The organism is Oceanisphaera marina, assembly GCF_014643915.1.
In the GTDB taxonomy this organism is placed as follows: Bacteria; Pseudomonadota; Gammaproteobacteria; order Enterobacterales; family Aeromonadaceae; genus Oceanimonas; species Oceanimonas marina.
Window position 1 is genome coordinate 94,874 of the sequence record NZ_BMKE01000004.1, and the last position, 20,504, is coordinate 115,377.

Sequence of the window (20,504 nt, forward strand, 5' to 3'; positions counted from 1 at the left end):
CGGGGTTTTATCTTCCATCATCATAATTGGCCAAACATGATTACTAAATTCTTTACCATGATAGTTGGCAGCCGTAACGACAGAACTCTGAAGCGGCTGCGCAAAGTTGTAGATGAAATCAATGCCATGGAGCCAAAGTTCGAGGCCCTTTCCGATGCCGAACTGCAGGCGAAAACCGTTGAGTTTCGCCAACGCCTGGAGCAGGGCGAAACTCTGGAGCAATTACTGCCCGAAGCCTTCGCCACGGTGCGCGAAGCGTCTCGCCGCGTGTTCGAGATGCGTCACTTTGACGTGCAGCTGATTGGCGGCATGGTGTTGCACAATAACCAGATTGCCGAAATGAAAACCGGTGAAGGTAAAACCCTGACCGGCACCCTGCCTGTGTATCTGAATGCCTTGACCGGGCGCGGCGTTCACGTGGTGACGGTTAACGATTATCTGGCGCGCCGTGATGCGGAAGCCAACCGACCGTTGTACGAGTTTTTAGGCCTGACGGTAGACTGCAACCTGCCAGGCATGAGCGCGAGCGAAAAGCACGCCGCCTATGCTGCCGATATAACCTACGGCACCAACAACGAATTTGGCTTCGATTACCTACGCGATAATATGGCTTTTTCACCCCAGCAACGGGTGCAGCGCCCCTTGTATTATGCCCTGGTGGATGAAGTGGATTCGGTATTGATCGATGAAGCCAGAACGCCTTTGATTATCTCCGGCCCAGCCGAAGACAGCTCCGAGCTGTATATTCGTATCAATACCCTGATCCCCAAACTGGTGAAGCAGGATAAGGAAGACACCGAAGAATACATTGGTGATGGCCACTACACGGTGGACGAGAAAAACAAACAGGCGCTGCTCACCGAAAACGGTCAGATCTTCGTGGAAGAAGAGCTCAAGCGCATGGGGCTGATAGAAGAAGACGACTCCTTGTTTTCTGCCAGCAACATTACCCTGCTGGCCCATGTGAATGCCGGCCTGCGCGCACATACCCTGTTTGAACGTAATGTCGACTACATAGTGCAAGACGGCGAAGTGGTGATTGTGGATGAACATACCGGCCGTACCATGCCGGGCCGCCGCTGGTCAGAAGGTCTGCACCAGGCAGTAGAAGCCAGAGAAGGGGTGAAAATACAGAACGAAAACCAGACCCTGGCCTCCATTACCTTCCAGAACTTCTTCCGCCTGTACGACAAGCTGGCCGGTATGACGGGTACTGCCGATACCGAAGCATTCGAGTTCCAGCATATTTATGGCCTGGATACCGTGGTGATCCCCACCAACAAACCCATGGTGCGTAAAGACATGGGGGATTTGGTGTACCTGACCGCGCCAGAAAAATATCAGGCCATAGTCGCGGACATTAAAGACTGTGTAGAGCGCGGTCAGCCGGTACTGGTGGGTACTGTATCTATTGAAAACTCCGAGCTGTTGTCCGGCATTCTCGATAAAGAAGGCATAGCGCATCGGGTGTTGAACGCCAAGTTCCACGCCAGTGAAGCCGATATTATTGCCGAAGCTGGCCAATCGGGCATTGTCACCATTGCCACCAACATGGCCGGTCGCGGTACCGATATCGTGCTGGGTGGTAACTGGCAGGCAGAAATCGACAAGCTGGAAGAGGCGAGCGCCGATCAGATTTCCGCCATTAAAGCGGCCTGGAAAGTACGCCATGATGCGGTTATTGCCGCCGGTGGCCTGCATATCATTGGTACCGAGCGTCACGAATCGCGCCGGATTGATAACCAGTTGCGTGGCCGGGCCGGTCGTCAGGGTGATGCCGGCTCCAGCCGTTTCTACCTGTCGATGGAAGATGCTCTGATGCGTATTTTCGCCTCGGACCGCGTCACCGGCATGATGAAAAAACTGGGCATGGAAGAAGGCGAGGCCATCGAGCATCCCTGGGTGAGCCGGGCCATCGAAAATGCCCAGCGCAAGGTGGAAACCCGCAACTTCGATATTCGTAAAAACCTGCTTGAATTTGATGACGTGGCCAATGATCAGCGCAAGGTGATCTACGAGCAGCGTAACGAATTGCTGGATGCCAGCGATATCAGTGACACCATTACCGTGATCCGTGAAGATGTGATCAACGGTATCGTCGATGAATATATTCCACCGCAATCATTGGAAGAAATGTGGGATGTGCCCGGGCTGGAGCGTCGTTTACAGGCCGATTTTGGCCTGGAAGTACCGGTTGCGTCCTGGTTGCAAGAAAACGAAAAACTGCACGATGAGCAGTTGCGTGAACAGATACTGGCTGCCGCCGCTCAGGCTTATACCGACAAGGAAGCCGTGGTCGGTGCCGAGGTGCTGCGTCAGTTCGAAACGTCCGTGATGCTGCAGACCCTGGATACCCTGTGGAAGGAGCATCTGGCGGCCATGGATCACCTGCGTCAGGGGATTCATCTTCGCGGCTATGCCCAGAAGAACCCCAAGCAAGAATACAAGCGGGAGTCTTACGAGCTGTTTACCCAGTTGCTGGATAATCTGAAGCGGGAAGTGGTCAGCATTTTGAGCCGGGTCAAAGTTCAAAGTCAGGAAGACGTTGCAGCGGCAGAAGAAAAACGCCGTGAAGCGGCAGAAAGCCTGCCACAAAACTACAGCCATGCTTCGGCGGATAACCTGTTGGAAGAGGAAAAACAGGCTGACGCAGGCGACAGCACTCCCTTTGTACGCGAAGGGCAAAAGGTAGGCCGCAACGATCCCTGCCCTTGTGGCTCCGGCAAGAAATACAAGCAGTGTCACGGTAAGCTGAGTTAAATCCTTTACCGCCATTAAAAACCGCCCGATTGGGCGGTTTTTTTATATTCGGTACAAGACAATATCGTACGAGCTTAATTAATTGTTTGATATTTTCTTCTGAAATGTATGCGTTTTGTTGCATGAGTGGCATACAATACTGCCGGTAATGCTTTTTCCCGTAGTATTTGGCAAGTGGAGTGCCTGAATGTATAAAAATTTGACCTTGCGGTCCTTGATTCGCCTGGTGTTCCTGGTGGTGTTGTCGTTGGCACTGGTACTCGGTTTTGCTCTTTATCTGATGCTGCAGTCTCAGCAGGGGGTGAGCAGAGCTCACGAACACCGCTTCAACTACTTTAATGACAGCAATATGCTGCGCATGTATTCGACCGAACTGTCGACCCATATTCGTAATTACGTGGCTACCGGTAATCAGGCAAAACTGAATGCCTATCACGATGTGATGGCCATCACCATGGGACAGGCTCCCAGGGTAAATGGACGCACCGAGTCCAATGAAGACATGCTGTCGGAGATGGAGCTGACCCGCAGTGAAATGGCGCTGATGGAGCAGGGGCGCCAGGCGACCGTGACCATGGGCAAACTGGAAGCGGAAGCCCTGCGGTTGATGGCGATGGGGCAACAGGAGCTGGCCCAGCAAAAAGTACTGGGTCCCGAGTATGATCAGGCCCGTATGACACTAAGCCGTTCGGTGGATCAATTTGTCTCCATGTTGCTGGCTCGCCTGTCGGAGAGCTTGCAGGCAGAAGAAGCGCGCAACCATCAGATGGTGGTGTTCATGGTCTCATTGGTGGTGCTGCTGGTGGGCCTGAGCCTATTGCTTGGCTGGACCCTGAAACGCATGGTGCTGCAGCCTCTTGGTGCCGAGCCCAGTGAAATGGAGCGAGTGGCGCGTTCGATTGCCGATGGTGATTTGAGCCTCAGTTTTGCAGCCAACAGCTCGGGCGTATATGGCAAGTTGCAGCATATGACCGATAAACTGCGTGAAGTGATCGGCCATATACACCAGTCCAGCAGCAGTCTGTCGGCGGCGGCAGAAGAAACCTCGGCGGTGTCTTTGCAGACCAGCGCCAACCTGAGCCGTCAGCAACAAGACACGGATCAGGTGGCCGCGGCCATCAATCAAATGGCGGCGACGGTGCAGGAAGTTTCGCAAAATACCAGTCTGGCGGCAGCATCGGCCAACTCGGCCAATGAAGCGGCCGAACAGGGTAAAAAAGTTGTGCAGCAGACGGTGAACTCGATCAGCCAATTGGCCGACGATGTGATTTCAACGGGGCGAGTGGTTCAGTCTCTGGCTGATAGCAGCACTCAAATCAGTACCGTGGTGCAGGTCATTCAGGATATTGCCGATAGAACCAACTTGCTGGCACTGAACGCCGCCATTGAAGCGGCACGGGCTGGTGAGCAGGGCCGAGGTTTTGCGGTGGTTGCCGATGAAGTGCGCCAGCTGGCAGGGCAAACCCAAAAGTCATCTCAGGAAATTGTGACCACCATTGCCAAGTTGCGAGGCGATGCCGAGCAGGCGTTGACCGCCATGGCGCATGGTCGCAAGCAGGCAGAGCTGACGGTAGGGCAGGCGCAGGAAGCAGAACAAGCACTGGAACTCATTAGCGCGGCAGTGAGAACCATCAACGACATGAATACCCAGATAGCCACGGCCGTTGAAGAGCAGGCGACGGTGACCGAGGACATCAGCCGTAACCTGACGGTTATTCATGAAGTGGGTGACGAAACGGCCGCCGGCGCCGAGCAAACTGCCAGCGCCAGTCGCGAGTTGTCTGAACTGGCTGCGGGATTACAACAGCTGGTACAAGGCTTCAAGCTGGAGCCTGAAACCCTCGGTGCTCGATATCGAAGCTAGTCTTGGCAGCAAAGCCGGTAACGCTTGATATTACCTTCGCCTGAATCTAAATAAAGACACAGACCCAGATGCTGCAATCAGCCTCTGGGTCTTGTTCCTGCTGGAGCTGCTCAGTATACTGCCGACTCTCAAAATACGAGGTTTGTTCATGTTAAAGCTGTTGCGGGTATTTTTATTGGCGCTGGCCATGGTGCTGGTTTTTATTCTGGGTACCCTGATATGTTTGCTGCGCCCCCGCCATCCTAATAATGTCTATTTACTGGGCCGTTTATTCAACAAGGCCTGCCCGTTAATTGGCCTTAAAGTCCGCTTCCGCGGCTATGAGCATGTCCAGGATCTGCACTCGGCGGTCTATATCGCCAATCACCAGAGTAACTGGGATATTATAGCGCTGACCGGCGCCGTGATGCCGCGTACCGTGGCCATCGGCAAGAACAGTCTGTTCTGGATCCCCTTGTTTGGTCAGCTGTTCTGGTTGAGTGGTAATTTACTGATCAATCGGGAAAATAAAAGCAAAGCCGCCAGTACCATCGGCAAAGTGGTCGGAAAAATACGCCAGCGCAATATGTCGATCTGGATGTTTCCGGAAGGTACCCGCAGCAAGGGTAAAGGTCTGCTGCCCTTTAAAACCGGCGCCTTTCACATTGCGTTGCAGGCCAAGGTGCCGATAGTGCCCATCGCCTGCTCCAGCTACTTCGGCCAGGTTGATCTCAATCGTTGGGATAACGGCGAGCTGATTGTGGAAATCATGCCACCGATTTCGGTTGAAGGTTATACTCCCCATCAAATCAGAGACTTGCTGAAACACAGCCGCCAGCTGATTGTTGAGCGCATAGCCGAGCTGGATGAAGAAGCCCGACGTCCCTGATGTGAACTTTATTTTGTTATTCGGCTCAGGAGCCTCCCATGACTGATCAGCAACACTGGCAAGAAGAAACTCGTGAAATTATTCGCTCTTTATTCGAGGATGGCAGCAATCCCGAGGTGAACTACACCATAGAGCATCATTTTTCCGGCCTGGATTTCGACCGCCTGGAAAAAGCCGCACTGGACTGTTTCAAGGCGGAATTCGAGGTGTCCGATGCCGAAGAGCTGGCGCTGGAAGATGGGCAAACCATCTTGTGCTTCGATGCCGTTAAAGAAAGCCCGCTCAATGAAGCCGCCATTATGGCTCATATCGAACAGCTGCTGAAAATAGCCGAGAAATATGGCGTTGAGTATGACGGCTGGGGCACTTACTTCGAGGAGTAATTCCCCGCATTCAAGGGTAGCATCAAGGTGATTTCACAGTCGTGATGCTCGGTGTTACCCAACCGTTCGCAGGCCTTGAAACCGAGCTTGTGATAGAGCGCCAGTGCCTCGGGCAGTATCCCGGTCGTTTCCAGATAACAGCGTTGGTAGCCTTGCTGACGAGCCGCCCCCAGTATGGTTAACGCCAGCTGGTAGCCCCATCCCAAGCCACGTGCGGGCGGGGCTAAATACATTTTCTGCAGCTCGCAGACATCAGAATGGCCATCAACCGGGCCAAAACCTGCCCCGCCCAGCACATTTCCCTGGGTATCTTCCAACACCCAGTAGCCGGCATTATCTGCTTCATATAACACGCTCAACTCATCCAGGTTGGGGTCCGCCACGCTGAAGCCCTTGTCAGCCGTCAGCCCGTATTCTGCCGACACAGAACGGATTAACGCAGCCAGAGGCGTATTATGATGTGGTTCAAGGGCGACAAGCTCTGCGGACAGGCTGGAGGCCGGGTTTGAAAGTCGAGTATTCATCAATAAACCTGCTATCTATTGGTCTTGCTCATAATGAGTAAAGGCGGGGGCAATAGTCTACATCAGAGACTCAGTGCTCATGTACCCCCGTGCTATAGTAGCCAAAAAGAACCAAGGAGCGCTGCAATGTGTCATCCGTACGACCCGCATGTATTGTTGTGGGATGAATACAAGTATCGCCACGATCATATCTGGCAAAAATTGTTTCAGATCACCATCGCCGTGGTGGTGCTGGGCTCTGTGCCTTATCTCAAGCCCGAGATCACTCAGGTACTGAAAGGCTGGATCCTGATAGCACCCTTGCTGGGCACAGTGCTTACCCTGATCACCCTGGTATTGATGCATTTTGAATTGACCCTGTTTGCCAAAATAGCGTCGGCCCATCGTCATCATCAAGAAGAGCAAGGGTTGATACGCCATAGCAGGCGCAACTATTTTCGTTATCTGGTGATGACTTATGTCAGTTTTCTGTTGCTGGTGGGTATAGCGAACGTGGCCGTGGTACGGCTACTCTGGTTAGCTCCTACATTGTAATATTTCAACCGAATGGGGCGACAAGCCTAGACACAAGCGAGCCTGAGCGGTGCGCCATGGATGAGCAAAGTGGCTACACTGATAGAGTATGGTAGTGAGACATATTCATCGGGTTGAGGTAATCACAATGACACATAGCAAAAAGATAATGACAGTTGCCACAACGGCGGTACTGATGCTGGGCTTGACGGCCTGCAGCAATATGTCTGATCGGGACCGTAACACCGCCATTGGCGCCGGCGCTGGTGGTGTCGCCGGCTCTGTACTCACAGGTGGCAGTACTGCCGGTACCCTGGGTGGGGCTGTGGTCGGTGGTATTATTGGTAATCAGATCAAGAAAGATAAAGACTGATTTGGTATGACTGAATGATAAGGGGGGAGAAGATATCGGCGAGTATCTTCTCCCCCTTTTTTATACTGATACCCAGTAAGTCTGCAACCCCCCCTATCGGGTGAATTTTACACTTATTAAACGCATTCAGCCGGCCTTGCAGACCAGCGGTTGTGGCTCCTTGGTATTGTGATAGCCGGTAGCGTGGATGCGAGATTGCATAGCCTTCATTCCTGCAAATACGTTGCACACAGTGACGTTATTGCTATGGCTGTCATGAGCTTATCAACTATGCTGCCTGAGCCTCAGTTTTATAATGAACATATTGTGGACTTGTTTGTATTCGAGTAAAAATTCAATTTTATATGTAAGTAAATACTAGCCCACCGGTCTTTACCCTTTCTAACTTCTTATATTTGTACCATTGCAGGAGAAAAACCGCATGCTCATGAGTAGCAAGCTCAAGCGGGAGCTCGCCCATTGCCGTCAACAACATGCACAGGCCCAGGCCGAGCAACACGCGATTCGTGCGCATATGGCGGTGATCGAGTTTACTCCAGAAGGTGAGGTGTTAACGGCAAACGAGCTGTTTTTAGCGATATTTGGCTATTCATTATCCGAAGTGGAAGGTGTGCATCATAGTCGGTTTTGTACTCCCGCGTCGGCGCAGTCGCGTGAATATCGCCACTTTTGGCAGCAGTTAAAGCAGGGGCTGTCGCAAAGCGGCACTTTTTCTCGGCTGAACCGGCAGGGGCAGGTGGTATGGTTGGAGGCGAGGTACCTGCCGGTATTTGACGATGATGGCTCTGTGGTCAAAGTGATCAAAATTGCCAGTGAGGTGACGGAAAAACAGCAGCAGCTGGCAGCAAATAAAGCGGTGCTGGATGCCTTGCATCTGTCGATGGCGATGATTGAATTTACGACCGACGGCTGCATTATCACCGCCAATGATAACTTTTTGACTACTATGAGTTACCGACTTGAACAGGTGGTGGGGCAGCATCATCGCCTGTTTTGTGATGATGACTTTTATCGGCAGCAACCCCATTTTTGGCAACAACTGGCCTCGGGTCAGCATAAGTCGGGTCGTTTCAAGCGTTTTGACGCCACTGGCCGCGAAATTTGGCTGGAGGCCAGTTACAACCCGATTCTCGACGATGATGGCAAAGTGGTGCGCGTGATCAAGTTTGCCAGCGACATTACCGCCAGAGTACAGCGAGCTGAACAAGCCAGAGCCGCATCTGAAGTGGCTAGCGTAACGGCAACACAAACCGCGAGTATTGCCGAACAAGGCAGTGAATTCCTGCAGGCTTCGGTGACTACCTCGGCAAAAATTGCCGATGATCTCGAACAGGCGACGGTGGTGATTCAGCGGCTTAATGAACAGGCGCGTAATATCGAAGAAATAGTCGCGACCATCAGCAGTGTGGCGGATCAAACCAATCTGCTGGCGCTCAACGCGGCCATTGAAGCGGCACGAGCCGGCGAGCAAGGCCGAGGCTTTGCCGTGGTAGCCGACGAGGTACGAAAGCTGGCCGGGCGCACCAGCAAGGCGACCGCAGAAATTGGCCAGGTCGTGCAACAAAACCGTGAACTGACGGGGCAGGTATCCGCTGCCATTACCGCAGTGACACAGGTGGCCGATCAAGGCAAGCAACAGGTACTGGGCGTAGCAGGAATAATGACTGAAATTCATCAAGGGGCGCGGGCAGTACAGAAGGCGGTAGCCGAGTTAGGCTAACGGTTATGCCGTTACCGCCATAAAAAAACCGACCACTCAGGGTCGGTTTTTTTTATTCGCTATCACTAAATAAATGATGCGCTTCACGCTTCACGCTTCACGCTTCACGCTTCACGCTTCACGCTTCACGCTTCACGCTTCACGCTTCACGCTTCACGCTTCACGCTTCACGCTTCACGCTTCACGCTTCACGCTTCACGCTTCACGCTTCACGCTTCACGCTTCACGCTTCACGCTTCACGCTTCACGCTTCACGCTTCACGCTTCACGCTTCACGCTTCACGCTTCACGCTTCACGCTTCACGCTTCACGCTTCACGCTTCACGCTTCACGCTTCACGCTTCACGCTTCACGCTTCACGCTTCACGCTTCACGCTTCACGCTTCACGCTTCACGCTTCACGCTTCACGCTTCACGCTTCACGCTTCACGCTTCACGCTTCACGCTTCACGCTTCACGCTTCACGCTTCACGCTTCACGCTTCACGCTTCACGCTTCACGCTTCACGCTTCACGCTTCACGCTTCACGCTTCACGCTTCACGCTTCACGCTTCACGCTTCACGCTTCACGCTTCACGCTTCACGCTTCACGCTTCACGCTTCACGCTTCACGCTTCACGCTTCACGCTTCACGCTTCACGCTTCACGCTTCACGCTTCACGCTTCACGCTTCACGCTTCACGCTTCACGCTTCACGCTTCACAGCTTACAAGCTGGCAATCTGCTCTTGCTGTTGTATCAGCTTGGTCAGCACGGCTTGATATTCATCGAGCTTTTCCTGCTCCTTGGCAACCACATCGGCGGGAGCCTTGGCTACAAAGCCGGCGTTGTTCAGCTTGCCCTCGATGCGTTTGATCTCGCCCTTGGTTTTATCCAGCTCTTTTTGCAAACGAGCCAGTTCGGCGTCTTTGTCAATCAAGCCGGCCATGGGCAACAACAACTCGGTATCACCAATCAATTGTTTGGTTGAGGTGGGCGCGGTTTCATCGGCGGCCAGGTAGGTAATCTCTTCCAGCTTGGCCATGGACTTCAGGAAGGCCTCGTTGTCGCGAGCACGGCGCGCGTCATCGCCGGCAGGACGTAACAACACCGACAGTGCCTTGCTTGGCGCTATGTTCATTTCGGCCCGCAGGTTACGAATCGACACAATAAAACGCTTTACCCATTCCAGATCGGCCATCGCCTCGCGGTCTTCCAGCGCTGCGTCCACTTCTGGATAGGCTGCCAGCATGATGCTGTCGCCACCACGGTTGGCTAAAGGTGCCACGCGCTGCCAGATTTCTTCGGTGATGTAAGGCATGATGGGGTGTGCCAGGCGCAGCAAGGTTTCCAGCACTTCGATCAGGGTTTTACGGGTGGCGCGTTGTTCGGCCTCCGAGCCATGCCAGAGTACCGGCTTGGTCAGCTCCAGATACCAGTCACAGAACTGGTTCCAGATAAACTCGTACAGCGCATTGGCGGCCCGGTCGAAGCGATAGCTGTCCATCGCTTCGCGTACGTCCTTGATGGTCACTTGCAGCTGTGCCTGGATCCAGCGATCGGCCAGAGAATAAGCCAGCTCGCCGCCCTTGTCTGCGGCATGAGCGCCGCAATCCTGCTCCTCGGTGCTCATCAGCACATAACGTGAGGCGTTCCACAGTTTGTTGCAGAAGTTGCGATAACCGTCGAGGCGGCGCATGTCCCAGTTGATGTCACGACCGGTAGAGGCCATGGCCGCCAGGGTAAAGCGCAGTGCGTCGGTACCGTGAGCTTCAATACCGTCGGCAAAGGTCTTGCGGGTATCTTTTTCTATCTTGGCTGCCAGCTTGGGCTGCATCATGTTGCCGGTGCGCTTGGTGACCAGCGACTCCAGGTCGATACCGTCGATCATATCCAGCGGATCCAGCACGTTACCCTTGGATTTCGACATTTTATCGCCATTTTCGTCACGGATAAGTCCGGTCACGTAAACGGTTTTAAAGGGTACCTGTGGCTTGCCGTTTTCATCCTTGATGAAGTGCATGGTCATCATGATCATGCGCGCCACCCAGAAGAAAATAATATCAAAGCCGGTCACCAGCACGTTGGTGGGGTGAAAGGTAGACAAGTCTGGCGTTTTTTCCGGCCAGCCCAGGGTAGAGAAGGTCCATAGTGCAGAGCTGAACCAGGTATCCAGTACGTCTTCGTCCTGGTTCAGAGTGACGTCGGCACCCAGCTTGTAGGTGGCGCGCACTTCGGCTTCATCCCGGCCCACATAGACCTTGCCGTCGGCGTCGTACCAGGCGGGAATTCGATGACCCCACCACAACTGACGCGAGATACACCAGTCCTGCACGTCACGCATCCAGGAGAAGTACATGTTTTCATACTGCTTGGGTACAAACTCGATATCACCGTCTTCTACCGCCTGGGTCGCCACCTTGGCCAGAGGGGCGGCGCGCACATACCACTGGTCGGTGAGCATGGGCTCGATGACCACGCCACCGCGGTCGCCATAAGGTACCGTCAGGTCGTGATCTTTCACACCATCCAGCAGCCCCAGCTCATCCAGTGCGTTCACTATGGCTTTACGGGCGGCAAAGCGCTCCAGGCCGTGAAACTGAGCGGGCAGCTCGGCCGCGTACACATCACTGACTTCGCCCTTGGTGGTGAATACCTCGGCCAGGTCGCGAATGTGCGCATCTAGGGTCAGCACGTTGATTAACGGCAGCTGATGGCGCTTGCCCACTTCTGCATCGTTAAAGTCGTGAGCCGGGGTGATTTTTACGCAGCCGGTGCCTTTTTCCATATCCGCGTGTTCGTCGCCGACAATCGGAATACGGCGGCCAACCAGCGGCAGTTCGACAAACTTGCCAATCAGGCTTTGATAGCGCGGATCTTCGGGATTGACCGCAACGGCGGTATCGCCGAGCATGGTTTCGGGACGGGTGGTGGCGACCACCAGGTAGTTTTTACCGTCGGCAGTGGTGGCACCATCGGCCAGCGGATAGCGGAAATGCCACATGTGGCCTTTTACATCTCGGTTTTCCACTTCCAGATCCGAAATGGCGGTATTGAGCTTGGGATCCCAGTTCACCAGACGTTTGCCGCGATAAATCAGGTCGTCTTCATACAAGCGTACGAATACTTCCTTTACCGCATTGGACAAGCCTTCATCCATGGTAAAGCGTTCACGCTCCCAATCCACAGAAGCGCCCAAACGACGCAGCTGCTGGGTAATGGTGCCGCCGGATTCTTTTTTCCAGTCCCAGATTTTATCGATAAAGGCTTCGCGGCCGTAATCGTGGCGGGTTTTGTCTTCTTCTGCTGCGATTTTGCGCTCAACCACCATTTGGGTGGCAATGCCGGCGTGGTCGGTTCCCACCTGCCACAAGGTATTCTTGCCCTGCATGCGCTGATAGCGGATCAGGGTATCCATTATGGTGTCCTGAAAGGCATGGCCCATGTGCAGGCTACCTGTCACGTTGGGTGGCGGTATCATGATGCTGTATGCAGGCTTGCTGGTGTCGCCATGAGGCTTGAAGTAGCCCTTGTTTTCCCATTGCTGGTACATGGCCTGCTCGATGGCGTTGGGATTAAATGTTTTTTCCATGATGTTATTCGTCTTGAGTTTGGGAAGGTACAGGAGCGGTTGTCAGTGTAAAACCGGCCTGGCGATAGGCTTTAAAGCGCTCGCGAGCCTGTTGTTTGCCTTCGTCATCCGAGGGCACAAAATCAATCAGCTGCTTAAAACGCCGAGCAAAATCCGGGGCGACTGGTGCCAGGTTGATCAGCACGGCACGGCCACTTTGTGGCGCCTGCCAGCCGATCATGACCTGAGCCCCCTGACGAGGGCCTTCGCCCTGGAGGTTGTGGGCAACAAAACCGTCGGCAGGCTGTTGCCATAGCCGTTCATCCAGCGCTTCGGCCTGGGCCTGATCGCGGGCATGAATAAAGACGCCCAGCCCCTGGCGATAGCAGTCGGTGGTGAGTTGGCACACCCACTGTTCCAGCGCCTCGGGGCCAGCCGCCTCTGGCAGCAAATAAAAACAGCCTTGGCTCATAGTTACTCTTCGATATTGTTAACGCCGGCCCGGTTCAGTAAAAACTGGGTCAACAGGGGAACCGGACGGCCGGTCGCGCCCTTGTTTTTGCCGCTGAGCCAGGCCGTTCCGGCCACGTCCAGATGCGCCCAGTTGTACTTTTTAGTGAAGCGAGCCAGGAAGCAGGCGGCGGTAATGGCGCCGGCGGCACGACCACCAATGTTGGCCATATCGGCAAACGGGCTCTCCAGCTGCTCCTGGTACTCTTCGGTCATCGGCAGGCGCCAGGCTCGGTCACCGGCCTGCTCGGAGGCATTCAGCAGCTCGTGCGCCAGGGGGTTATGGTTGGCCAGTAATGCCGAGGTATGATGGCCCAGGGCCACAATACTGGCACCGGTCAGGGTCGCCACATCGACCACCACTTCTGGATCGAAGCGTTCAACAAAGGTGAGGGCATCGCACAGCACCAGGCGACCTTCGGCATCGGTATTCAGTACTTCAATGGTCTGGCCCGACATGCTGGTGAGAATATCGCCGGGGCGATAGGCGTTACCATCGGGCATGTTTTCGCAACCGGCCAGAATGGCGACTACATTGATGGGCAGCTGCAATTCGGCCAGGGCCTGCATGGTACCCAGTACCGAGGCGGCACCGCCCATGTCGTACTTCATCTCGTCCATGCCTTCGCCAGGCTTCAATGAAATACCACCGGCATCAAAGGTCAGTCCCTTGCCCACCAGGGCAATGGGGCGGGCATCCGGATCCGGGTTACCCTTGTATTCAATGACCGCCATCATGGCTTCGTTTTGCGAGCCACGGGCCACGGCCAGGTAGGCATTCATGCCCAGCTCGGCCATTTCTTCTTCGCCAATGACCCGGGTATTGATGTTTTCCCAGGCATCGGCCAGCTGGCGGGCTTGAGAGGCAAGATAGGCCGGGTTGCATACGTTAGGTGGCATATTCGCCACATCACGACACACTCTAACGCCGCGAGCCACGGCCAGACCGTGGGCGATGGCACGCTCGCCAATGGGCAATTCTCGTCGCGTGGGCACGTTGAATACCATTTTGCGCAGCGGACGGCGCGGCTCGGCTTTGTTGGTTTTGAACTGATCGAAGGTGTACAGGCTGGCCTTGGTGGTTTCTACTGCCTGGCGCACTTTCCAGTAAGTATCACGGCCCTTGACGTGCAGTTCGGTTAAAAAGCACACTGCTTCCATCGAGCCGGTATCGTTAAGAGTACTAATGGTATTGCGGATAATTTGTTTATACTGGCGTTCGTCCAGCTCACGTTCTTTACCACAGCCAACCAGCAGTACGCGCTCGCTGAGTACGCCGGGTACTTGATGCAGTAGCAACATCTGGCCGGCTTTACCTTCCAGATCGCCGCGGCGCAGCAGGGCACTCAGGTAGCCGTCGCTGATTTTATCCAGCTGTTCGGCCACAGGAGACAGACGGCGGGGTTCAAAGACACCCACCACGATACAGGCGCTACGCTGTTTCTCGGGGCTACCACTTTTAACACTGAACTCCATGGATTCTCCTACAGCTTGAAGACAATGAGCCTTAGATCAACGATAATGATGACCGTCGCTAAAACATGCTGATTTTCGCTGACATAATATGCGAAAATCGTAATTTTACGCTTATTCTTAAGCGTTTCCATTGAAAAGACAAGTTAACACTGGGATTAACGGTGATTGCATTTCGCTATTTGTTTTGGGAAACCCTGAAGACACAGCTTGCTGTGTTATTCGTGCTACTGCTGATCTTCATCAGCCAGAACTTTATCGAGGTACTGGGGGGAGCTGCCAATGGCACCATACCCGCCGGTCTGGTCGGTAAACTCCTGCTGCTGAACGTACCCGACATGACCACGCTGATGTTGCCCATCAGTCTGTTTCTGGGCATTTTATTTGCTCATGGTCGCCTGTATGCCGAGAGCGAGATGACGGTGATGCGCGCCGTAGGCATAGGCCCGGGCAAGATCATGGTAATCACATTGGTGCTGGCCTTGTTCTGGACCGGGGCTGCCCTGATGAACTCCTTGTGGCTAAACCCCTGGTCGAAGGCCCAAGTGTATCAGATAAGAGAGCAGGTAAAGGCCGACCCCGGTTTTGCCCTGTTGCGTCAGGCGCGCTTCATGAGCCTGGACGGTGGTCGGGTGGTGGCCTACATCGAAAGTTTAAATACCAGCGATACCGATAACAGTAATTTAAGCCGGTTATTTGTGGTGCAGCGGGCGCAGGCCCAGCAGGCCCCCAGCATAGTGGTGGCGAACAGCGGGCGTTTTCAGGAACGTGACGGTGGCCAGTGGTTAACTCTGGATGAAGGGCGCCGCTACAGCGGTGTGCCGGGCAGCCGAGAGTTTGATATAGCCGAATTTGATGAATACAGCGCCTTTATTCGTGCCAGCGAAATAGGTGAAGTTGAGCGCAAGGAGGCGGCGATCGACAGTGGGACCTTAAATCAGTCCGATGAATTACTCGACAAGGTCGAGTTGCAATGGCGACTGGTACTTCCCCTCTCCATGCTGGTGCTGGTGCTGGCCGTGGTACCTCTGGCGGTGGTGAATCCTCGGCAGGGCCGTTATGCCAAGTTGTTGCCGGCCATATTGTTATATCTGGCTTATTTCTTGTTACAAAGTGCCTCTCGTTCGGCGGTAGAGGCGGGCACTCTGCCCATCTATCCTGGACTTTATACGGTCCCCATCGGCTTTTTATTATTGGTGGCTTTGCCACTGAACTTGCTGGAAACGGCCTGGTGGAGTCGAACCCGAGAAAAAATCAAACGGAACAAGGCTGCCTGATGTTAACTATTCTGGATCGCTACATCGGCCGTACCGTGTTGATGTCTATGTTATTGTGCGAGCTTACCCTGGTAGGCTTGTCTGCCATTATTCGCTACGTAGAACAGCTGCGCAGCGTGGGGGAGGGGAGTTACACCTTATTATCGGCTTTTTATTTTGTATTGCTGTCGATGCCGCAGGAAATTGTGCTGTTTTTCCCCATCGCCGCCTTGCTGGGAGGGCTGATAGGACTGGGCCAGTTGGCCAGTAGTAGCGAGTTGGTGGTGATGCAGGCGGCCGGTCGCTCCCGCTTCAATATCGTGATCAGCACATTGAAAACCACGCTCCCGCTCATGGCGCTGATTATGCTGATGGGCGAGTATGTGGCGCCGGTGACCAAGTTGGCGTCCGACGACCTGCGAACTCAGGCGCGTTCCGATGGTCAGGTGGTGTTGTCAGTTTACGGGGTGTGGGCCAAAGACAATGACGCTTATATCAATATCGGTCAGGCACGCCGTGACGGCACTCTGAACGATATTACCCTCTACTATTTTGACGATAATATCCAGCTACAGCGTATTACTCAGGCCGCGAGTGCCAGGTATGAGGGCCAGCAATGGCAGCTGACCAATATTACCGACACCTTGTTTAACCCTGGGGTATCTATTGAAACCAAACATTTTGATAGCCGCAACTGGCAAACCAGTCTGACCCCCGAAAAGCTGGGAGTGGTGGCCATAGATCCCGATGAGCTGTCGATGCGGGGCTTGTGGGAGTACCGGGGGTATTTGGAAGATAATGGCCAGGACAGTGGCTTGTATGAGCTGGAATTCTGGCGTAAAGCCCTGCAGCCGGTCATGGTTATCGCCATGATGCTGCTGGCCTCTTCCTTTGTATTTGGCGCCTTGCGCAGCGTTACCATGGGCGCGCGTTTGTTGATGGGTATCTTGTTTGGCTTCAGTTTCTATGTGGCCAATGAGGTGTTTGGCCCCATCAGTCTGGTCTATGCCGTCCCCCCTATACTGGGGGCGCTTGGTCCCAGCCTGTTGTTTATCGGCATAGCGTTATTTCTGCTCAATAGAAAAGCCTAGTCTACAGTAGCTGCAAGCTAAGCTCTCAGAAAAAAACACAGGCCTGCGGGCCTGTGTTTTTTGGTGTTGCTCTTGGCTGATAGGTTAAGGCTGACGGCTTACCCTTGTGTTTTATCCAGCAACTGCTTGTTCAGTTCTTTGCTCATTACGATCACTTCACAGTCGGCAATTTTATCCTGCAGGGCCAGTTTGGTTCGCGGGTTAAATACAATCCAGAAATTACCCACCCCCAGCAAGGCACTGGCGGCACGAATAATACATTGTGCCAGGCGCAGTCGCTTACCATTGGTGTTTTGTACCCTTAACCGCCAGGCTCGCATACCAATCGTCTGGCCACTGGTACGCCAAAACCAGCAATAGAAAAACAGGGCAACCGCCAGCAGGCACAGCTGATATCCTCTGCTGGCGCTTAATAGTGCAGCGGTATCTTCATAGGAGCCAAGGTTAATCCACCCCATAGACAACGCCAGCGCCGTGACACCAAAGTAAATAAAGCCGGTTACCATCAAGAGTGAGATTACTACCAGAAGGTCATACAGCCAGGCCGCCAGGCGACGCATCAGTCCCGCTCGCGGTAAGCCGACATAATCCGAATAAGAAGACATTACTAGACACCGCCATTTACTGAAAAGTTAAGTTGGCGCATTCTAGCAAAAGCGGCGGGGCCTGGTCATTTTTGTACGGATTATGGTTAAATACCCATTTGGTGAGCAATTTGTGCGCAGTCGGCTCGTCTAATGTAATAATCTGCTTGCGGCCGGCGTTTGAATACGTATAATTCACCTCGCTCACCAAGGTGAAGCAAGCAACAAGCAGTGGCGGTGTGGTGAAATTGGTATACACGACGGATTCAAAATCCGTTGCCTTCGGGCGTGGCGGTTCAAGTCCGCCCACCGCTACCACTTCAAATAAAGTAATGTAACTCCCCAAGCAATACCTCCTGGTAAAATAGATAACCTCCATCTTATAAAGCTATACTATCTAAGCAGCTGCCAACGGCACTGACGAAGGTTTTTCCTGTCTTTTTTTATTCAGCCATGTTGAAGCAGGGTTAGTCATAACGCTCCTGCCCGCTCGGTAACGCTCGAATCAAGAAGTTTCACCATCGCAAACTCCAGTTTTCTCAATCAGTTTTGCTGTTCGCTGCCACGATTTATCTGTTCTCTACTATTCTAAACGAGTTGCTTTAAATCTAACCGTTGAAAATAGAATCGTTCAAGCCTTGTGTATTGAATCACACTGTCAGAGATATCTTTTATAGGAAGACCTCTATGAGTAAAGCGACTGGTTTTATTAGTGAGTTTCGCAAGTTTGCCATCAAGGGCAACATGATTGACTTGGCGGTCGGGGTTATCATTGGTGGCGCGTTCAGCAAAATAATCGATTCGCTGGTGCGTGATGTTCTTATGCCAGTCATCAACTTCCTGCTCGGTGGAGAAGTGGACTTTTCCAATAAACTACTGGTGTTGCGCGCACCCGAAGCATATTCAGGGCCTCACACTCAAGAGGCGTTAACGGAAGCTGGGGCCGTGGTTTTATATTGGGGTAATTTTGTGACTGTTTTCATTAATTTTATTCTGCTGGCTTTGGTCGTTTTTTTCATGGTTAAAATGATCAATCGCATGCGCGAGTCTTTTCATCACGAAGAAGCCAAAAAACCTGCATCCCCACCGGAAGATGTGGTATTGCTGCGCGAAATCCGCGATGTGTTGCAGCAAAAAAACAGCCAACCCTGACGTTCATGCTCGCCTGAGTTTTGCTCCCGCCGGTTGGCGGGACTGTTTATGTACGATTCCCGTCGCAAGAGCGATCAAGTAGAATAGCCTGTTCCGTTTTTACCCTTGGCCATATGACGTTACCGACGGCACGCTCATGTTGCGTCCAGACGGTGGTCTGGCTGCCCTTGTTTTCAGCTTAACAGTATAAGAGTGTATTCCCATGTTAAAACCCGGCCTGCTGGTTAGCGCGACTGTTCATAGCCTGACCGATAAAGGAGATGGCATCGCGACCGTGGAAGGGCGGCCCTTGTACATAGAGGGGGCCTTGCCTGGCGAGCAGGTAGAAGTCAGCCTGAGCCTGGTCAAGCCCAATTTTTGTCAGGGCACTCTGGTACGCGTGCTGCAAGCGTCCGCTGCCCGACGTGACGATTTTTGCGCTTATACCCGCTGCGGTGGCTGCCAGCTAAGGGTGATGAACAATGAAGCCCAGCTGGAGCTGAAGCGGCAGTTGCTGCTGGATGCCTTGCAGGCCAAGGGATTGGCGTGTCCGGTGGCCGATACGCTGGGCATGAGCCAACCTTTTCATTATCGCAACAAGGCACAGTATGCGGTGCAGGCCGGGCCCAGCATTGGCTTTTATGCCAAACACAGCCATCAGCTGGTGGAGGTAGATGAATGCGGGGTGCAGGCGCCTGAAACAACGGAAGTGGTGCAGCGCGTCAGAAGCTGGATGCGCCGCTGTGGGGTGTCAGCTTATAACGAGTCGAGCCACAAAGGCTGTATTCGTCACATTATGGTGCGCAATGGCGTAAACAGTGGCGAGTTGATGGTGGTATTGGTGACGGCTGACGAGCCGTCGCAGCAAGCACTGACACAGTTGGTGAGTGAACTCGAGTCGGTCAAGGGACTGGCCAGCCTGATGCTGAATATCAACACCGCACCGGGTAATCGGGTGCTGGGGGATGAAAGTCGGCTGCTGTGGGGTAAAGAGCTGATTGTTGATAGCCTGGCTGGTTTGCAATTCGCCATTTCTCCGTTGTCGTTTTACCAGATCAACCCGTTGCAAACCGAGGTGTTATATCAGGAGGCCATGCGCCTGGCCAGGCCGCAACCTCATGAAGTGGCATTCGATCTTTACTGTGGCATAGGTACCATCAGTCTGTTTATGGCACGCCATGCCCGCAAGGTGTATGGCATTGAAATAGTGCCGGAAGCCGTGGTAGATGCCAGGGCCAATGCCAGGTTGAATGGCATGGCCAACGTCGAGTTTTATCAGGGAAGCGCAGAACAGCTGGTTCCCGAGCTCTATGAGCAGGGAATTAGTGCCGATCTGGTAGTGGTGGATCCACCACGAAAAGGGTGTGATGCCGCCTTGCTGGCTACTCTGGCCGAGATGAAGCCGGGCAGGCTGGTATATGTATCCTGCAACCCCAAGAGCATGGCTCGGGATCTGGCCTGGTTAACGCAACAAGGTTTCACGCTGGAGCAGGCTACACCAGTCGACATGTTTCCGCACACCATGCATGTAGAGGCAGTAGCGTTACTTACCTGCAAATAGCCAGGATGAAAAACAAGTCGGGAAACGATTGATTTAAGTGTTAATGATAATTATTATCGATAGTGGTGAGAGAGGGAGGAGCCACTATGGTGATGTTATTGGTATTAGGCTGGTTATTAATGCTGTGGTGGGTGCCAGGCTCATCACTGATCTTGTGGCTGAGTGCGGGATTCGCTCTTTTTGCCGTAGTGCTGGCGATGCCTTCGGTCAGCCGTCATTGGTACTGGTTACCCGTTGGTGGCCTGGCCGGGTTGGGAATGCTGGTTGGCATGATGATGACTGATACTGCCATCTAGCAGGGGATATTGCGGGTACTCAGCATCATTGACCTTTATATAAGGTG

At 53.5% G+C, this 20,504-nt stretch carries 17 protein-coding genes and 1 tRNA gene; 13 read left to right on the top strand and 5 right to left on the bottom strand.

The window, feature by feature from the left end; translation table 11 throughout:
• Window positions 1–36 precede the first annotated feature (36 nt).
• The 4 genes from secA to rraB all read left to right on the top strand — a co-directional run bounded on the left by secA (window position 37) and on the right by rraB (window position 5,875).
• Complete coding sequence (secA, locus tag IEW52_RS03780) at window positions 37–2,760, top strand: preprotein translocase subunit SecA (RefSeq protein WP_188628750.1); 2,724 nt, start codon at window positions 37–39, stop codon at window positions 2,758–2,760.
• Between the two features lie 187 nt (window positions 2,761–2,947).
• Complete coding sequence (locus tag IEW52_RS03785) at window positions 2,948–4,624, top strand: methyl-accepting chemotaxis protein (RefSeq protein WP_188628751.1); 1,677 nt, start codon at window positions 2,948–2,950, stop codon at window positions 4,622–4,624.
• A 148-nt stretch (window positions 4,625–4,772) separates the two neighbouring features.
• Window positions 4,773–5,492, top strand: a complete 720-nt coding sequence (locus IEW52_RS03790; protein ID WP_188628752.1) for a 1-acylglycerol-3-phosphate O-acyltransferase — start codon at window positions 4,773–4,775, stop codon at window positions 5,490–5,492.
• 38 nt (window positions 5,493–5,530) lie between these two features.
• Window positions 5,531–5,875 carry a ribonuclease E inhibitor RraB gene (rraB, locus tag IEW52_RS03795; protein ID WP_188628753.1) on the top strand — a complete coding sequence of 115 codons (345 nt, stop codon included), beginning with the start codon at window positions 5,531–5,533 and terminating at the stop codon, window positions 5,873–5,875.
• Here rraB and IEW52_RS03800 read toward each other — a convergent pair.
• Window positions 5,860–6,399 (bottom strand): GNAT family N-acetyltransferase, encoded by a 540-nt coding sequence (locus IEW52_RS03800; RefSeq protein ID WP_188628754.1) that lies wholly within the window; start codon window positions 6,397–6,399, stop codon window positions 5,860–5,862. The two genes, rraB and IEW52_RS03800, sit on opposite strands and share 16 nt — an antisense overlap.
• 126 nt (window positions 6,400–6,525) lie before the next feature.
• On the opposite strand from IEW52_RS03800, the gene IEW52_RS03805 reads away from it, so the two are divergent.
• The 3 genes from IEW52_RS03805 (at window position 6,526) to IEW52_RS15905 (ending at window position 9,005) form a co-directional block, all read left to right on the top strand.
• Complete coding sequence (locus tag IEW52_RS03805; RefSeq protein ID WP_188628755.1) at window positions 6,526–6,933, top strand: hypothetical protein; 408 nt, start codon at window positions 6,526–6,528, stop codon at window positions 6,931–6,933.
• 148 nt (window positions 6,934–7,081) lie between these two features.
• Window positions 7,082–7,285 carry a YMGG-like glycine zipper-containing protein gene (locus tag IEW52_RS03810; protein WP_373286213.1) on the top strand — a complete coding sequence of 68 codons (204 nt, stop codon included), beginning with the start codon at window positions 7,082–7,084 and terminating at the stop codon, window positions 7,283–7,285.
• 421 nt (window positions 7,286–7,706) lie between these two features.
• A complete protein-coding gene (locus IEW52_RS15905; RefSeq protein WP_188628757.1) occupies window positions 7,707–9,005 on the top strand; it encodes a methyl-accepting chemotaxis protein in 1,299 nt (432 codons plus the stop codon).
• Window positions 9,006–9,711: 706 nt separating this feature from the next.
• On the opposite strand, the gene IEW52_RS03820 is transcribed toward IEW52_RS15905, so the two are convergent.
• The 3 genes from IEW52_RS03820 to pepA are packed head-to-tail and all read right to left on the bottom strand — an operon-like array spanning window position 9,712 to window position 14,541.
• Window positions 9,712–12,576, bottom strand: coding sequence for a valine--tRNA ligase (locus IEW52_RS03820; protein WP_188628758.1), 2,865 nt, complete (start codon window positions 12,574–12,576; stop codon window positions 9,712–9,714).
• A 4-nt stretch (window positions 12,577–12,580) separates the two neighbouring features.
• Window positions 12,581–13,027: a DNA polymerase III subunit chi gene (locus IEW52_RS03825; protein WP_188628759.1), complete on the bottom strand. Its 447-nt coding sequence runs from the start codon at window positions 13,025–13,027 to the stop codon at window positions 12,581–12,583.
• A 2-nt stretch (window positions 13,028–13,029) separates the two neighbouring features.
• Window positions 13,030–14,541 (bottom strand): leucyl aminopeptidase, encoded by a 1,512-nt coding sequence (gene pepA / locus IEW52_RS03830; protein WP_188628760.1) that lies wholly within the window; start codon window positions 14,539–14,541, stop codon window positions 13,030–13,032.
• 161 nt (window positions 14,542–14,702) lie between these two features.
• Between pepA and lptF the strand changes: the two genes are divergently transcribed.
• Together lptF and lptG are read left to right on the top strand one after the other, a co-directional pair.
• The gene (lptF, locus tag IEW52_RS03835; RefSeq protein ID WP_229667774.1) at window positions 14,703–15,815 is read left to right on the top strand and encodes an LPS export ABC transporter permease LptF; all 1,113 of its coding nucleotides are present in this window, start codon (window positions 14,703–14,705) and stop codon (window positions 15,813–15,815) included.
• Window positions 15,815–16,885: an LPS export ABC transporter permease LptG gene (lptG, locus tag IEW52_RS03840; RefSeq protein WP_188628761.1), complete on the top strand. Its 1,071-nt coding sequence runs from the start codon at window positions 15,815–15,817 to the stop codon at window positions 16,883–16,885. Before lptF ends, lptG begins: the two co-directional genes overlap by 1 nt.
• A 98-nt stretch (window positions 16,886–16,983) precedes the next feature.
• Here the strand turns inward: lptG and IEW52_RS03845 are convergent, their stop codons facing one another.
• Entirely contained in the window at window positions 16,984–17,490 is a 507-nt protein-coding gene (locus tag IEW52_RS03845) for an RDD family protein (RefSeq protein WP_188628762.1), read from the bottom strand.
• 212 nt (window positions 17,491–17,702) lie between these two features.
• Here IEW52_RS03845 and IEW52_RS03850 point away from each other — a divergent pair.
• From IEW52_RS03850 to IEW52_RS03865, 4 genes are all read left to right on the top strand, one after another.
• A tRNA-Leu gene (locus tag IEW52_RS03850) sits at window positions 17,703–17,787 on the top strand.
• 369 nt (window positions 17,788–18,156) lie between these two features.
• Complete coding sequence (gene mscL, locus IEW52_RS03855; protein ID WP_188628763.1) at window positions 18,157–18,621, top strand: large conductance mechanosensitive channel protein MscL; 465 nt, start codon at window positions 18,157–18,159, stop codon at window positions 18,619–18,621.
• Between the two features lie 202 nt (window positions 18,622–18,823).
• Window positions 18,824–20,161: a 23S rRNA (uracil(1939)-C(5))-methyltransferase RlmD gene (gene rlmD, locus IEW52_RS03860; protein WP_188628764.1), complete on the top strand. Its 1,338-nt coding sequence runs from the start codon at window positions 18,824–18,826 to the stop codon at window positions 20,159–20,161.
• Window positions 20,162–20,247: 86 nt separating this feature from the next.
• Window positions 20,248–20,457: a hypothetical protein gene (locus tag IEW52_RS03865; RefSeq protein WP_188628765.1), complete on the top strand. Its 210-nt coding sequence runs from the start codon at window positions 20,248–20,250 to the stop codon at window positions 20,455–20,457.
• Window positions 20,458–20,504 lie beyond the last annotated feature (47 nt).

Bases quoted from the DNA above. Each gene is read 5' to 3' on its own strand.
- secA (WP_188628750.1), top strand. From the start codon at position 37: ATGATTACTAAATTCTTTACCATGATAGTTGGCAGCCGTAACGACAGA.
- IEW52_RS03785 (WP_188628751.1), top strand. From the start codon at position 2,948: ATGTATAAAAATTTGACCTTGCGGTCCTTGATTCGCCTGGTGTTCCTG.
- IEW52_RS03790 (WP_188628752.1), top strand. From the start codon at position 4,773: ATGTTAAAGCTGTTGCGGGTATTTTTATTGGCGCTGGCCATGGTGCTG.
- rraB (WP_188628753.1), top strand. From the start codon at position 5,531: ATGACTGATCAGCAACACTGGCAAGAAGAAACTCGTGAAATTATTCGC.
- IEW52_RS03800 (WP_188628754.1), bottom strand. From the start codon at position 6,399: ATGAATACTCGACTTTCAAACCCGGCCTCCAGCCTGTCCGCAGAGCTT.
- IEW52_RS03805 (WP_188628755.1), top strand. From the start codon at position 6,526: ATGTGTCATCCGTACGACCCGCATGTATTGTTGTGGGATGAATACAAG.
- IEW52_RS03810 (WP_373286213.1), top strand. From the start codon at position 7,082: ATGACAGTTGCCACAACGGCGGTACTGATGCTGGGCTTGACGGCCTGC.
- IEW52_RS15905 (WP_188628757.1), top strand. From the start codon at position 7,707: ATGCTCATGAGTAGCAAGCTCAAGCGGGAGCTCGCCCATTGCCGTCAA.
- IEW52_RS03820 (WP_188628758.1), bottom strand. From the start codon at position 12,576: ATGGAAAAAACATTTAATCCCAACGCCATCGAGCAGGCCATGTACCAG.
- IEW52_RS03825 (WP_188628759.1), bottom strand. From the start codon at position 13,027: ATGAGCCAAGGCTGTTTTTATTTGCTGCCAGAGGCGGCTGGCCCCGAG.
- pepA (WP_188628760.1), bottom strand. From the start codon at position 14,541: ATGGAGTTCAGTGTTAAAAGTGGTAGCCCCGAGAAACAGCGTAGCGCC.
- lptG (WP_188628761.1), top strand. From the start codon at position 15,815: ATGTTAACTATTCTGGATCGCTACATCGGCCGTACCGTGTTGATGTCT.
- IEW52_RS03845 (WP_188628762.1), bottom strand. From the start codon at position 17,490: ATGTCTTCTTATTCGGATTATGTCGGCTTACCGCGAGCGGGACTGATG.
- mscL (WP_188628763.1), top strand. From the start codon at position 18,157: ATGAGTAAAGCGACTGGTTTTATTAGTGAGTTTCGCAAGTTTGCCATC.
- rlmD (WP_188628764.1), top strand. From the start codon at position 18,824: ATGTTAAAACCCGGCCTGCTGGTTAGCGCGACTGTTCATAGCCTGACC.
- IEW52_RS03865 (WP_188628765.1), top strand. From the start codon at position 20,248: ATGGTGATGTTATTGGTATTAGGCTGGTTATTAATGCTGTGGTGGGTG.